Here is a 13,268-nt window from a genome sequence, read left to right on the forward strand (position 1 = left end):
TCGTCGTAAACAACAAGGCTTGAATGGATGACTGCGCCTCAGGAAAGCTACCACCAACGGCTGCGGCGCGACGTGCCTACCGCCATTGCCGTTTTGCTGGCCCTGGCCGCGCTGCTGGCACCGACCGTCGCGCTCACGACATTGATGGTGGAGGGATCGCATATCGAAGCGCGCGGCAACCCGCTTTACTGGTTGATCCTGAGCATGCCGGCGCTGTGGGCGTGGCGCCTGATGGACCATACGCCAGCGGCGTTGCGCACGGTCCGCCCGGTGCTGTTCGCAACGCCGCTGATCGCTGGCGGGGTGCTGGCGCTGGCGGCATGGATGCGCGTGAGCGATATGACGCCTTATTGGATCATGCTGGGCGTGACCTGCATTCTCACGCTGGCTGGTGGATTGGCGTACAATCGCAGCCTGCTGGTACGCGAGGGACCGGGAGCCTGAGCCGGCGTTGCTGCTTGGTTCCTGCCGACGCGTGCCCGGTGTCCTCCCCCATCTACCACACGACACGTCGACATGCCGACACCCACCGGTGTCGGACCGGCCGCGATGGCGCGCGTTGGCAACCGCTTGATCCCGCTAGGGAGCATTGCGGCGGCGAAGCCGGCGCTTCGGCGGTTGTACTGGATGATGAGGTTGGTGGGTCTTGGGCGGTTTCACCGGGCGGGGCCGTCAGGCCGGACGTGTCGGCCGATTAGGCCGAGGCCGTTTTTGCCTGAGCAGATAGAATCCAGTAGCGGTTGAGGCTCCATTTGAGACTCGCACTGGGCGGTCTTGTCGCGGGCATCGAGACGCCGGTCGATCTGGGCGCCGAGCTTGGCGAGGACGCGGCCGAGCGAGCCCCCCACGACCGTTTCGGCGAGCTCGCGGCATGACAGGGTGTCGTGCATCGCGGCGACGTCGGCGACGCGCTCCGCCTGGCGTTGCTCCACGTCGACAGGCAGCGGCGCCGGCGCCATCCAGCGCGGCAGATGCGGGAGCAGCCGGGAGGGGAGCAATGGGCGATAGGCGTTGGAGGTCTGGGCGTAGCGCGGTCGCTCCGCGCGACCTTCTTCCTGGGCAACGCGCTTGAAGCGGCGCTGGCGGACGAGGAAGCCGGCGAGCTCGAGCGCACGCAGCGCGCGCGCGACCGTGGCGCGGCCGAGCGTGGTTGCCGCGGCAAGCCGGTCGTAGCTTGGGAAGACGCGGCCCTGGTTGAGCCGGGCGAGCGTGCAGATCTCCTCGTACACGCGCACCGCGCCGGCGGTGAGCCCGGTGAGCGCGGTTTCGGCGGGCGAAAGCAGGCGTCCTTCGCTGCGCACCAGGCGTTTGAGCCTGCGCCCGGCGTCGAGCGCGGCACGCGCCATGCGCAGCAGGCGATCGGGCTCGCCCTTGGCCGGCACGGTGAAGAAATGCTCTTCGAACGTCCCCGCCTCGATACTGTCGCGGCGCACGGGCGCGCCGGTGCGATGCGGTGCGCCGCTTCGCGCAGGTGGCCGCACGCGCACGCTGTCGAACGGCCCATCACGCGTCACACGGACGCGCGCGCCATTTGTTTGCACGCGAACGCGTGCGAGCGCGATCGCCGCTGCCTCGTTCAAGGCAAACGCCGTCATCTTCCTTCCCCCTCGGGGGCCGGGACGCAGACAAAAAGAGGGCGTGGCGCGAAACGCGCATCCTTGAACCGACAGGGGTTCGGGGGTATTTGGAGAGAACGTGGAGGTTGAAATTCACGCCCCGGATCGACGTTTGGCGACGTCGCTCCATCTACCCTTGGGATGCCCGGCCTTCGTGCCGGGCTTTCCTTTATGTGGTCACGGCCACCTTCCCGCTCTCACGCCGACCCCATGCCGACGCGTCAGCCACATTCTCGCAGGTTAGTTCCAACATCGAAAGACGCTACAGTTCGTGCTTTCGAGTATGAAATGCCGAAAAAGTTCGTGCTTTCGGATATCAATTGGCCGCTCAATTCGTGCTTTCGAGTATGAATTGGACCACTACTTCGTGCTTTCGAGTATGAATTAGGCGGCGTCTTCCATTGCCGCTTCCGCCGAGTCACGTCGTGATTCGCCGGCTGATTCGCTCGATTCGTCCGCCAACCGCGCCTGGCGGCGGGTGATGACCACGCTGACCGGTGCTGCCCGGCGCCCCCTGCCCCCGCCTTCACCCTGCGCGGGCGCTTCGCCCTCGATCAGCGCCAGGTCGTAATCGGGAATGATGTCGGTGCCGGCGATCTGCTTCAGCGCGGCGCGGAAATTGGCCAGGGGGTTCTGGTAGCCGATCTGGAGGCGGAAGGTGGCGAGGTCGACCTCAAGCCGCCCCCCCTGCCCGTCCTCGCCTTCCGGGGTGGTGGCGCGCGCGACTTCGTAGATGCGCCGTTCGATCGGGCCCAGTTGGAAATAGGTCGCGGCATAATCGAGCACCTGGCGATCGCGCAGGATCGCGCGGTAGAGCCAGTCGCACAGCCGGACCTTCACCGCCTTCAGCCGCTTTTCGCCGGTGCGCGTCTTGGAATAATGCAGCCGCGCTTCCGACAGCCAGGAGAAGAAACCCTCCTCCCCTTCCCCGCCGGCCTCGATATTGGTCTTGATCTGCGTGCCCTGCAGCCGCTCCAGCGCCTCGGACAGCCGCTGATAGGAACGCGCCGAATGATTGGAGCCGGTGGCGGTGAACAGATCATGCGCGGTGAACACGAAATCCTGCGCGACCTGCTCGCCCGCCTCCATCTTCGCGGCCATCAGGCTGGCGATATAAAGCACGATCTCCTTGTCGTAGATCGTCGCCACGCCATTGGCGGACGGGCGCACCTCGATCGACACCGAGCCGTGGTGATAGGCCAGCGGCTTCATCCACGCGCTCTTGGCCAGCGCGAAGAAGGGAAAAGCCATTAGCGAGCGCTCGCCGCGGATCTCGCCGGTGAGGGGGCTGTCGAGCGTGAACAGGTCACGCTGGAAGATTTCCCTGCGGCGCGGGGCGAGGGCTTTCGAAGCGGGTTTCTGCGGCGATCCGGACGGTGGGCGGCTCATGTTGGATTTCCTACTCGAAAGCACGAACTTTGGGGAGGCATCGCGGGTGATATGAGGGGAATAGGCGGTGAATGGCTGTTGGATTCGTGCTTTCGAGTAGGAATTCCAACAAGCGACATGCGGCGGCGGACTGCGGCGTCCGGAGCGCGACGCGTCCAAATGTCGACACGTCGGATGGCAGCGTCAGCCATTCCGGGATACGTGCGGCACTGTTGCTCTGGCCGAAGCGGCCCAACACGCTTAATCGCGCGCGATGCGCCTGAACGACAGGAAATAGCTTATCGTGCCCCAGCAACTGCGATCCCAAGGGTTGACCCTGAAACAGATCGGCGCACGCCTCGGCCGCAGCGAAAGCGAAATCTCAAGCTGCTGCGCGCCTCGGCGCCCACGCTAAACACAGCTTGACGCACGAGCGGCACGGCGCAAGGAAACGCGGGCGCAATACGCAATTGCCGAAGTTATGCACCGCGGCGGAAGGTTCGTATGCGTAACGATCTAGGATTCGATCCCTTTTTCGATGCCGTCTCGTCCACCGAGCGCGACCGCCCGGCGCCGCAGCGCATGCTGTTTGACGGCTGGTCCTACCAGCCGCTGGCACCGAGCGCGACGATCGTGCCGTCATCGCCGCACCGCCGGAATGCCCAAGAGAGACTGATCCCACCAGCTTGCCCCCACCCACAGATGTAGCGGCGCCAAGAATGCAGCGCGGTTGTCGAGGGCACGGGGCACGCATGATCGTGCACGGTGACACGTCGCACTGTCGACATGTTGCCATGCCGAACATCCGTCGTGTGCCACGGCCGGATCGTCGCCGTTCGGCCATGCGCGTGGGAGCGCGACCGCGCCTGCCGGGTTCAACCGCAAAGCAAAAGCGGCAAGGACACCTATGGCTTCGGATCCCATCCTTCTCATGGGCGGCACCGGCGCGATCGGGCGATTGTCGGCGCGAGCGCTGCGCGCCGCGCATCCGGACGCAGCACTGCTGGTCAGCGGGCGCGACCTGGCGAAGGCCGAGGCAGCTGGGCGCGAGATCGGCGGGGCTGAGGGCGTCGTCATTGATCCTGACGCGCCCGACCTAGGGCTGGGCAAGCGCCAGGTCGGCGCCGTGGCGGTCTTCTATTCGGACGATCGGCTGGCCGGGCTGCACTTCGCAAGCCAGCGCGGCGTGCCGCATCTCGGCATATCGTCCGGCATCTTCGAGATCGCACCGGAAGTGGCGATCTACATGAACCGCCCGATGCCGCGCCGATCGTGCTTGGCTATGAATGGCTAGTCGGCGCCACCACCGTGGCGACGCTCGCCTGCGCCACAGCCTTTGCCCGGGTCGAGGCCATCGCGATCGGCGCGCTGGTCGACGAGGAAGATCAGGGCGGGCCGGCGATGGCCGAGGATTTCAAGCGGCTCGCAGCGCTGATGCCGGCCGCGCTCACCCGCCGCGATGGTGCCTATGTCTAGCGACGCGATGACGAGAACAAGGCCAGCTTCCGCGCGACCGATGGCACGATGATGGCGGCGTCAGGCTTCTCCTCGATCGATGTCGCCGGGCTGGCGGCAGCAACCGGCGCGCGCGACATATCGTTCGACATCGCCACCGGCGTCAGTTCGTCACGCCGGCGCGGCGAACCCAAATCAACCGAGATCATCATCGACCTGACAGGGGAGGGGCCGGACGGCGCAGCGCTACGCACTCGCCATGCGGTGTTCCACCCGGCCGGCGCCGCGCCGCTGACCGCATTGGGCGTCAGCATGATCCTTGCGCGGCTGACCGGGCTGGACGGCGCGGCACCGACCCCGCCGGGCTTGTACTTCCCCTATCAGGCGCTCGATCATGCCGCCTATCTCGCTCGCCTGCACGAGGAGGGCGGGCAAGTCATCGCGCTCGACGCCTAGAGCGGACCACACGTCGACACGTGCACATCTCTACTTGGTGACGTGTTGACGCACGGTCAGCCACGCATCTGCCGGAAAGTAACCGGACCAAGCTCAGACCGGGTCCACTTTGCGGGCGTACAGGGTCACGGACGCAAAACGACCCGTCCGTTCCGCCCCGCATCGCACATAGCCGTCTTCTGCCAGGCGCTGCTCTGCCCAGGATTGGAAGATCCACGAGCCGGCGAGCGCAGCCACGACGGCGATCATGGCCGCTATCGCAATCGGTTGCCGATCCGGCGCATCGCGGTGCCATCCCGAAACACCGCCATCACTCCCCAGGCTGCCAGCGCCACGAAGATCGGCATCAACGCCAGCATCCCGATGTCGCCACCTGACACCCGAACCTCCGCTGCCCCGGTCCGCCAGGCAGCCAGCCACGTCCCGATCGACTCTGCCAGCAGCCAGCCGCCAGCCGCACAGCAGCGACAGTGCCAGGCCGATACCCGCCATGGTCAGCGCGGCGCGCCGGCGTTCGCGCGTCATCGCAGGGTCGGATAGTGCGGGAGTATCTTCCAGAACATGTTGCGGATCTGCCGCTTGCCTTCGGCGATCGCCGCATCGCGGAGCAGGTCGATGACGTTGCCGGCCACCTCGAAAACGGTGATCCTTCCACGCGCGACCAGTGCCTGCTTCTTGCGTTCCAGGTCGGCGATGCCTTCGTCGAGCTGCTTCTGCAGACGCTCGGTGAAGCGGTATTTCTGGTCAAGCGCATCGAGCGCCCAGCCCGACCACCACGGCGATTACCAGCGGCTCGGCCGCCACGGTCATGCCCAGTGCAACCCGCTGCCGATCCTGCGGCATAGCCAACACCGCCAGCGACCAGGGCTTGCTGACATCCCCGGCGATCCCGCCGAGCATCTGCCCGAGTGTCGCTTCATCCCGGATGACGTAATCGACGATGTTCCACACCGTCAGCAAGATGACGGAGACGATCGTGCCGCCCTTCACCGACTTTGCTACGCCGGCCTTGCCGATGCCCAGGCCCACCACCTTGGGGTGAAGCGCGCCGTATTTCGTTCCGGTCAACACGCGGCGCAGGCCGGGATAGCCTTTGAACACGACATGCAGCTTGCCGTTGTAGCTTCTGAAGTAGCAGCGGCCGCGAATACCGGTCTCGCGGACAAGTTTGAGGATCAGCATCGTTGTCGGCCGCGACCTGCGTCATCTTGCCCGTGGCGACCGCTCCGGTAAGCCACATGCGCACGAGCATGTCCCGATCGACAATGACAATCTGGTTGGCTTGATCGCTCATCAGCGTTCCCTGTCGCCCTGGACCTTGTTGTTTTGCGCCTCGTAGCTTTGGACCTTTCCATCGACGATCGTGAACCGGCGGGGTTCCCTGCCGTTGATGGTGAAGCCATTGCCGTCCCATGTGACCGGCGGCTCGCCCGCCTCGCGCCGATCAAGACAGCTTTCGACGGGAGTGGAATCCGTCATGCGCTGCTGAGCGATCGAGAACAGCCGCACCCAGGATTCCCGGCCGTTGGCGCACCGCTCTCCACCGTTCCTGCTGCCGTAGCTGTCGAGCACCGCAACGACGCCGGCGCTTTCGCCCAGGCGCTGAACATCATGATAGAGGACGGGGTCGGCGCGTTCGGTCGCGATCGGGAACCGGATCTGCGTTTTTGCGCCCTCATCGCCATAGGTGTAGATGCCGGTGTTGCCCTTTGCCTCGATCGCATCCGATATCAGGATCGTGGTGGATGGCTCACCGCATCGCTTGCCGCTGTGTCTGCCGGCCCGCAGCTGGCGAGAGAGGAGAGAATGGCTGCCGGGGCCAATTTCACGATCGCTTTCATGACCACAGGATAGATTCCTCCACTCAGTCGATGAAGTCCTAATCACGCTGCCGATCGCGCGAGGAGCCCATGTCGCGGGATCGCATTGTTGTCATGTCATGATGTCGACACGTAGGCCAGTCGGCGCAGCTACGCCGCGCTGAGATAATCCTGCCCGGCTTGCAATCGCCCGACGTCCTGCCGGGGCGGCGCTCCGAACAAGCGGCGATATTCGCGGCTGAACTGCGAGGGGCTTTCATACCCCACCGCAAAGCCAGCCGCGCCGGCGCCCGCGCCCTCCGCTACCATCAGCCGGCGCGCTTCCTGCAGGCGCAACTGCTTCTGGTAATCGAGCGGCGTCACGCGGGTGATCGCCTTGAAATGTTCGTGCAGCGAGGATTCGCTCATCCCCGCGGCAGCGGCGATGTCGCGCACCCGCAGCGGCCCGCGGAAGCCCGCGCGGATATACGCGATAGCCCGGCTCACCTGGTGGAGGTGACTGTCGGCGGCCGCCAAGTGACGCAAGACGGCCCTGTGCGGCCCGGCCAAAAGCCGGAACAGGATCTCGCGCTCGACCAGCGGCGCCAGCACGGGCGCCGCCTCGGGCTGGTCGAGCAGCCCGACCAGCCGGCAAGCGGCGTCGATCAGATGCGGGTCACTGGGGTAGACCGCCAGCGTCGGCATGCGCGCGGGGGCAGGGGCGGTGTCGCCCTGTACCACGATCAGATCGGCCAGCACCGCCAAATCGAGATTGATCTTGCAACACAGATAGGGTGCATCGGGCCGGGCGGTGATGATGTGCCCGGTTAGCGGCAGATCGAGCGAGACAACGAGATAGCGCGCGGCATCATAGACCAGGCTGTGATCGGCGATCGACACGCGCTTTGCCCCCTGGGCGATCAGGCAAAGCGACGCTTCATAAACCGACGGGATCGGCAGCGTCGGCTGATCGGCACGGAACAGCGACAAGCGGGGCAGGGGAGTGGCATACATCCCCGTCGCCGGGGCGTGCCGGGTGATGGTCTCCGCGAGTTGCTGCATCCGTTCCATGGGCTTTCCTTGTCGCCACGATCGGGCATGGCGGCAAGGCCGAACGGTCGTCTTTCGGAGGATCGAGCAAGTATTGCGGGCGATCCTTCTACCACCTCCCGCCTTGCCGAATGCATCTGAGGCCGGTCATCACAACGGGAGTTCACCATGATCGGCGTTACCGACAAGATCATTCTCATCACCGGCGCATCGAGCGGCATCGGCGCGGAGACCGCGCGCGAGTTGGCCGGCGCGGGCGCCAAGCTGTTCCTTGGCGCGCGGCGCGGCGACCGCTTGCAGGCGCTGGCGGCGGAACTAGGCGGCGAGGTTGCCTGGCAGGAGCTCGACGTTACCGACGCCGCCAGCTTCGATGCCTTTGCCGATGCGGCCGAGGCGCGCTTCGGGCGCATCGACGCTTTGGTCAACAATGCCGGCGTGATGCCGCTGTCACCGCTCGCGGCGATGAAGCGCGACGAATGGAAGCGGATGTTCGACGTCAACGTCCATGGCGTGTTGAACGGCATCGCCGCGGTGCTGCCGCGCTTCGTGGCGCAGGGCGGCGGGCATGTCGTCAACGTCGCCTCAATTGCGGCGCACATGGTGATGCCGGCCGCGGCGGTCTATTGCGCCAGCAAGCACGCCGTGTGGGCGATCACCGACGGTTTGCGCCAAGAGCATGACGAGATCCGCGCGACGATCGTCTCGCCCGGCGTGGTGGCGACCGAACTCGGCCACGACATCACCGACCCGGCGGTCGCCACGGCATTGATTGAATGGCGCAAGAAGTCGCTGACCCCCGACGCCATCGCCCGCGCGATCCGCTTCGCGCTGGAACAGCCCGATGGGGTCGACATCAACGAAGTGGTGGTCCGCCCGACCGCGGGGGGGATGTAAAACCACAAGCGTGATTACACCTAGGTCGATGTGTCGCTTAATCGACACGTCGACCTGTCGCCTTGCGCGCGTGCCAGGTGCGAGATCAGGTAAGACCCCGGATCGCAACCAAGTCGCATATGTGTCCTTACCGGTTGAGGGTCCCCCGGTTTCTCATCCAAGTTCAGGGTGAGTTTCCGGCGTTCATTCGGCCGCGATCTTGGCCGCGGCAGCAGCATATTCGACTGGGGTCAGCCAGCCAAGCGATGTATGAGGACGGCTCTCGTTGTAGTCGCGCCGCCAGGCCTCGATCTTGGCCCTGGCGTCCTCCAGTGACAGGAACCAGTGCGTGTTCAGGCACTCGTCCCGAAGGCGACCGTTGAACGACTCCACGAAGGCATTGTCCGTGGGCTTGCCTGGCCGGCTGAAGTCCAGCGTGACGCCGTTCTCGTAGGCCCAGCGGTCGAGTGCCTTGGAGATGAACTCCGGGCCATTGTCCACCCGAATGGTCCTGGGCGCGCCGCGGATCGACGAGATCCGCGCCATCACCTCCATCACCTGTTCACCCTTGACGCCCTGGTCGACGTTGATCGCCAGCGCCTCGCGCATGAACGCATCGACCACGGTCAGCGCCCGCAACCGCCGGCCATCGAACAGCGCGTCGGAGACGAAGTCCATCGACCACATCTCGTTGGCCGCCATAGCCGCGGGTTGCCGATCGCGATTGGCAGCGCTGACGTTGCGGCGGGGTTTCTTGAGCCGAAGGCTCAGTCCATCATCCCGGTAGAGCCGGTAGACGCGCTTGTGGTTCACGAACCATCCTTCCCTTCGCAGCAGGATGTAGATGCGGAAGTAGCCATACCGCGTCCGCGCCGCGGCCAGATCACGGATGCGCAGCATCAGCGGCGCCTGGTCCGGTCGATGCGACACGTAGCGCACCGACGACCGGTCAACGCCCAGCGCCGAGCAGCTGCGCCGCTCGCTGACACCATGGGACGCCTGAACGTGCGCGACGAGCTCGCGCCGTCGTCCAGGCGTCAGGGCTTTTTTGACAGAACATCCTGCAGGATATGTTTGTCGAGGCTCAGATCCGCGACCAGCTGCTTGAGCTTACGGTTTCCCTCCTCAAGCAACTTCAGGCGCCGCAACTCGCCTACGCCGAGGCCGCCGTACACCTTCTTCCAGCGGTAGAATGTCTGCTCCGAGATCCCCATCCGGCGGATCACCTCCGCCACCGACGTACCCGTCTCCGCCTGCTTCAGCGCGAACGCGATTTGCTCCTCGGTGTGCCTTGTCTTCTTCATGTCCCAGCTCCTCGCCCGCAGGCTTCAAAGGGCCGGATAACTCTCACTCAGCATGGATGAAAAAACAGGGAGGACGTCAGAACAGCTTGTTCCCGGCAGCGACGAACAGCTCGGGGTTGCTGGGATGGGCGTAGATCTTGCTCCCGCCGCCCGGCAGGGGCGGGGTCGCCGGGGTGCTGAAGCGATCGGCGATAGAGTTCGCCTTGGTATAGGCGCCATCATCCTGATAAATGCTGTAGCCGCTGTTGCCGACCGTGCTCGGCTGGTACCAGAAGATCCATGGCCGTGACGCGATGACCCCGTTGCGCGCGCCCGCGGCGACAAGCTCGATGCCGTAATTACCGAAGCTGCGCTCCTCAGCGACGGTGGATACGCCATTGCCGTTGACGGTGTGCAGGCCCCACCGTTCGATGCCGACCGCCTCCAGATCCTTGCCGGCCTAATAGAAACTCAGCTCCGCTCGCGTTTCCGCGTACACATTCACAGGGGCGTAATCGGCGATATACCCTCCCGAGGTGTCGTTGGGCACGGTGCTGTACCAGGCTTCGCTGAACGCAGGCGTGCCGCGCAGCTTGAGAATAGCGTCGGGCTTGGTCTCGTCAGCGTAGCGGACCTGCATATAGAGGCCGGTGTTGGTCACCTTGAAGTTCCCGACATTGTCGTCCGGACCGACCGGAATGGTCGCAACGTCGACCGACGCGACCTGACCGGTTGCCGCGGGCGTTGGCGACGGGGTGGGAGAGGACGCGGGAGTCGGGGCCGGGGGCGGCACCGTAACAACGCCATCGTCCGCCCCCCCCCACCGTCACCGCCGCAGGCCGATAAGAGGCCGAGCACGAGGCAACTCGCCGCCAGCTTGAGCGCACGCCGCATGCGATGCCCCCGTTCGTCTTGAATAGCCTGCCCGACCATCATGCCCCCTGTTTCGTCACGACTGGCGATCGCCCCTGCATCGCCTCCTCTTCCCGCGCGTGATTACCAAGGTGAAAGCCGCATTTCGCTGTGATCTTGGTCACACCCCTGGGCGGCCTCGTCTCCCATGCTCGCGAAGCAATGACGCTAAGTCGACGTGCCTACATGCATACAGATGGACAGCCTCCGCCCAGGATAAATCCCAATCACCCGCCTCATTGCCGCCACTGACCGGACCGCCTATGTTGCGCGGTGGAGGCCCGCATGCGCGTCAACACTGCGAAGTCGATCGAGACAGCCAATATCGTCCGCGCCCGCTTCGGCAGCTGGAAGGCGGCCAAGGATGCGGCAACCTTTGAGGACGGGAAGTTCGTCGTGCGCAGCGCCGCGGATGGCCGATATGCCGTGAATGACGCCGAGACCGCGACCAAGACAGCCTGAGTGAGCTTCAGCTACACCCTGTTCCTGGCGCTGCTACTGCTGGCGCCAGGTCTGGGTTTGTGGGCCGGCTTGCGTGCCGGCGAACGCTCCGACCTCATCTCCCAGGCGCCCGAAAAACCGGGGTCGACCTTCAGCCTACTGGTCATCGTCTTCGGCGCGCTGCTCGGGCACATCCTGCTGTCGGCGCTGTTCGTGGTGCAGGCAGGGCTGTGCCGGTGGAGCGGCCAGTGCCTGGCGCTTCCCTTCGATCCCAACGTCTATCGCATCATCCTGACCAACGGCCGGTCGGCCGGCATGCCGAACGACGCGGCGTTTCTCGCCTGGTTCGTGGCGCTGCTGCTGCCCGCACTGATCGTCGGGCTGGTCGCCTTTCGCGCGAGCGGATGGCGCTGGGTGCGCGATCTGCGCGAGGCGGCCAGCTTCGGCTGGCTCAAGCGCTGGGTTGATCTGGCGCGCCCGGCGAACAGCTTCATCATCGCCTATGTCGTCACTACGCTTGAGCATGAGGGCGCGAACGTCGCTTATGAAGGGATCGTCGAGAACATCGCGCTCGACGATAATCGCGCGATCAAGATGCTGGTACTGAGCAATTGCGACCGGTTCCTCGTGCGTATCTCCGCCGACACGGTGCAGCGGATCGATGCTGCCCATGCCCCGATCCCACTGATCCAGCTGGAGGCGGAGAACTTCGTCAACGTCGCGCTGGAAGTGTTCGAGGATGTCGATGCGGTTGCGGAACCGGATGGAACAGGTGCCACGACGTAGCATTGTCGACACACATACACGCCGACGTGCCTAACGATAGACACCTAGAAACAGATCGCCCATCGCACGACGACGGAACAATGTGGCCCATCGACGGCGGCGGTGCTCGGGGCGATCGTGCGCCAGGTGGCAGCGCTGGCATAGCGCCGCGAGATTGCGCTGGTGGTTGTTGCCGGGATCATGGTCGAGGTGTGCGCTGGCCAGCACAACGCGAGTGGACGGCAGCGCCGGTTCGCCGGCGAGTTCGGCCAGGCGCAGCTGCCGCGGCATGCGCTCGGGCGGCGCCAGCCCGCGCACGCGCCGGCCGCGATCGTCGCGCCAGCAGCGCCGCTCCTCGTCATACCACCGCCCATCGCCCAGATGCCGCACCCGTGCGCCATGTGGTCGGCCGCAATGCTCGCAGCGCCCCTTGGCACGCTGGAAGCGAACAAAGGCGGAAAGCTCGCGCCAGTCGATCGGATATAGCCAGCGATGGTCGGGGCGGATCGGCATCTTCATGATTCTGAGTCAATCAGCACCAGAACGAAAGAGGAAAGTTGCCGCTCGCAGAACATAGTCAGCCATACGCCGCGTCACACTTGCGAAGCCTTGCCGCGGCGAGCAGCCAGGATGGGACCCATTGCTATCTGAAACGTTTACTTGTGTTACTCGGGCAATTGGCCGAAGGTGCACTGCCGGCACCTGGTAACAGCCTGGGTCGATCGTGAGCGCTGCGCCTGTTTCGAACTCCCTTTGAAGAGCGCGGCGCTCACAACCGGGCATCGCTGTGCACGAACTTCGGACGCTTCCTCAGGGCATTGTGATCTAAATCACACAGGCGCCATGTATCGACGAAGCGGATCGACATCGGTTGTGCATTGATGCATGGCGGCCCCTCACTTTTGGAAAGGCCTTCCATGATCTCCAAGTATCTCGCAGCAGTCGCTGCCACTGCCCTTGTCGCGGCACCGGTCGCCGCTGCTCCTGCCAACTCGGCTGCGTCGCTCTCGGTCGCGAAGTCGGCTCGCGCGGCTTCCACCTCCGCGAAGGCGGACAAGGCAGCTGGCGGCGGCGTCATCATCGCCGTTCTCGCCGCTGCTGCGGTCATTGCCGGCATCGTCGTGATCGCTGACAGCGACGACGACGCGGACAGCAACTAAGACTCGCTGGCATTGCCCTCGTTGTTGAAGCGAGGGCAATGCCGGATGATTGAGCAGCCCCCACCGGGTGGTCCGGGGTGATTGTTAGTG

Annotated in this window: 17 protein-coding genes; 8 read left to right on the forward strand and 9 right to left on the reverse strand. The window is 65.0% G+C overall.

Annotated features, from left to right (window positions below; all coding sequences use genetic code 11):
* The first annotated feature begins 27 nt into the window (after nt 1-27).
* The gene (locus tag L8F96_RS16980) at nt 28-444 is read left to right on the forward strand and encodes a hypothetical protein (RefSeq protein WP_334656779.1); all 417 of its coding nucleotides are present in this window, start codon (nt 28-30) and stop codon (nt 442-444) included.
* A 212-nt stretch (nt 445-656) separates the two neighbouring features.
* Here L8F96_RS16980 and L8F96_RS16985 read toward each other — a convergent pair whose 3' ends face one another.
* Nucleotides 657-1,595: a helix-turn-helix domain-containing protein gene (locus L8F96_RS16985; RefSeq protein ID WP_334656780.1), complete on the reverse strand. Its 939-nt coding sequence runs from the start codon at nt 1,593-1,595 to the stop codon at nt 657-659.
* A 405-nt stretch (nt 1,596-2,000) separates the two neighbouring features.
* Nucleotides 2,001-3,005: a replication initiator protein A gene (locus L8F96_RS16990; RefSeq protein WP_334656781.1), complete on the reverse strand. Its 1,005-nt coding sequence runs from the start codon at nt 3,003-3,005 to the stop codon at nt 2,001-2,003.
* 886 nt (nt 3,006-3,891) lie between these two features.
* Between L8F96_RS16990 and L8F96_RS16995 the strand changes: the two genes are divergently transcribed.
* The 3 genes from L8F96_RS16995 to L8F96_RS17005 are packed head-to-tail and all read left to right on the forward strand — an operon-like array spanning nt 3,892 to nt 4,895.
* Nucleotides 3,892-4,278 carry a Rossmann-fold NAD(P)-binding domain-containing protein gene (locus tag L8F96_RS16995; protein WP_334656782.1) on the forward strand — a complete coding sequence of 129 codons (387 nt, stop codon included), beginning with the start codon at nt 3,892-3,894 and terminating at the stop codon, nt 4,276-4,278.
* Nucleotides 4,257-4,460: a hypothetical protein gene (locus L8F96_RS17000; protein WP_334656783.1), complete on the forward strand. Its 204-nt coding sequence runs from the start codon at nt 4,257-4,259 to the stop codon at nt 4,458-4,460. Before L8F96_RS16995 ends, L8F96_RS17000 begins: the two co-directional genes overlap by 22 nt.
* 48 nt (nt 4,461-4,508) lie before the next feature.
* Nucleotides 4,509-4,895, forward strand: a complete 387-nt coding sequence (locus L8F96_RS17005; RefSeq protein WP_334656784.1) for a hypothetical protein — start codon at nt 4,509-4,511, stop codon at nt 4,893-4,895.
* Between the two features lie 93 nt (nt 4,896-4,988).
* Here the strand turns inward: L8F96_RS17005 and L8F96_RS17010 are convergent, their stop codons facing one another.
* The 4 genes from L8F96_RS17010 to L8F96_RS17025 form a co-directional block, all read right to left on the reverse strand.
* Nucleotides 4,989-5,420 (reverse strand): hypothetical protein, encoded by a 432-nt coding sequence (locus tag L8F96_RS17010; RefSeq protein ID WP_334656785.1) that lies wholly within the window; start codon nt 5,418-5,420, stop codon nt 4,989-4,991.
* A gap of 219 nt (nt 5,421-5,639) precedes the next feature.
* On the reverse strand, nt 5,640-6,077 hold the full coding sequence (locus L8F96_RS17015; RefSeq protein ID WP_334656786.1) for a hypothetical protein: 438 nt from the start codon (nt 6,075-6,077) through the stop codon (nt 5,640-5,642).
* A gap of 111 nt (nt 6,078-6,188) precedes the next feature.
* Nucleotides 6,189-6,782 (reverse strand): hypothetical protein, encoded by a 594-nt coding sequence (locus L8F96_RS17020; protein ID WP_334656787.1) that lies wholly within the window; start codon nt 6,780-6,782, stop codon nt 6,189-6,191.
* Nucleotides 6,783-6,865: 83 nt separating this feature from the next.
* On the reverse strand, nt 6,866-7,765 hold the full coding sequence (locus L8F96_RS17025) for an AraC family transcriptional regulator (protein WP_334656788.1): 900 nt from the start codon (nt 7,763-7,765) through the stop codon (nt 6,866-6,868).
* Nucleotides 7,766-7,912: 147 nt separating this feature from the next.
* On the opposite strand from L8F96_RS17025, the gene L8F96_RS17030 reads away from it, so the two are divergent.
* Nucleotides 7,913-8,638, forward strand: a complete 726-nt coding sequence (locus tag L8F96_RS17030; protein ID WP_334656789.1) for an SDR family oxidoreductase — start codon at nt 7,913-7,915, stop codon at nt 8,636-8,638.
* 183 nt (nt 8,639-8,821) lie between these two features.
* Here L8F96_RS17030 and L8F96_RS17035 read toward each other — a convergent pair.
* Nucleotides 8,822-9,921 (reverse strand): IS3 family transposase gene (locus L8F96_RS17035; protein ID WP_334656790.1). Its coding sequence is split into 2 segments (ribosomal slippage): nt 8,822-9,669 and nt 9,669-9,921, totalling 1,101 coding nucleotides; the frame shifts between segments, so codons are not numbered across the junction.
* A 439-nt stretch (nt 9,922-10,360) separates the two neighbouring features.
* A complete protein-coding gene (locus L8F96_RS17040; RefSeq protein ID WP_334656791.1) occupies nt 10,361-10,693 on the reverse strand; it encodes a hypothetical protein in 333 nt (110 codons plus the stop codon).
* 404 nt (nt 10,694-11,097) lie between these two features.
* Between L8F96_RS17040 and L8F96_RS17045 the strand changes: the two genes are divergently transcribed.
* On the forward strand, nt 11,098-11,274 hold the full coding sequence (locus tag L8F96_RS17045) for a hypothetical protein (RefSeq protein ID WP_334656792.1): 177 nt from the start codon (nt 11,098-11,100) through the stop codon (nt 11,272-11,274).
* Nucleotides 11,275-12,039: a hypothetical protein gene (locus tag L8F96_RS17050; RefSeq protein ID WP_334656793.1), complete on the forward strand. Its 765-nt coding sequence runs from the start codon at nt 11,275-11,277 to the stop codon at nt 12,037-12,039.
* A gap of 30 nt (nt 12,040-12,069) precedes the next feature.
* On the opposite strand, the gene L8F96_RS17055 is transcribed toward L8F96_RS17050, so the two are convergent.
* Complete coding sequence (locus L8F96_RS17055) at nt 12,070-12,531, reverse strand: hypothetical protein (protein ID WP_417159006.1); 462 nt, start codon at nt 12,529-12,531, stop codon at nt 12,070-12,072.
* Between the two features lie 404 nt (nt 12,532-12,935).
* On the opposite strand from L8F96_RS17055, the gene L8F96_RS17060 reads away from it, so the two are divergent.
* Nucleotides 12,936-13,178 (forward strand): hypothetical protein, encoded by a 243-nt coding sequence (locus tag L8F96_RS17060; RefSeq protein ID WP_334656795.1) that lies wholly within the window; start codon nt 12,936-12,938, stop codon nt 13,176-13,178.
* Nucleotides 13,179-13,268: the final 90 nt, after the last annotated feature.

Source organism: Sphingomonas panaciterrae, from assembly GCF_036890205.1.
In the GTDB taxonomy this organism is placed as follows: Bacteria; Pseudomonadota; Alphaproteobacteria; order Sphingomonadales; family Sphingomonadaceae; genus Sphingomonas; species Sphingomonas panaciterrae.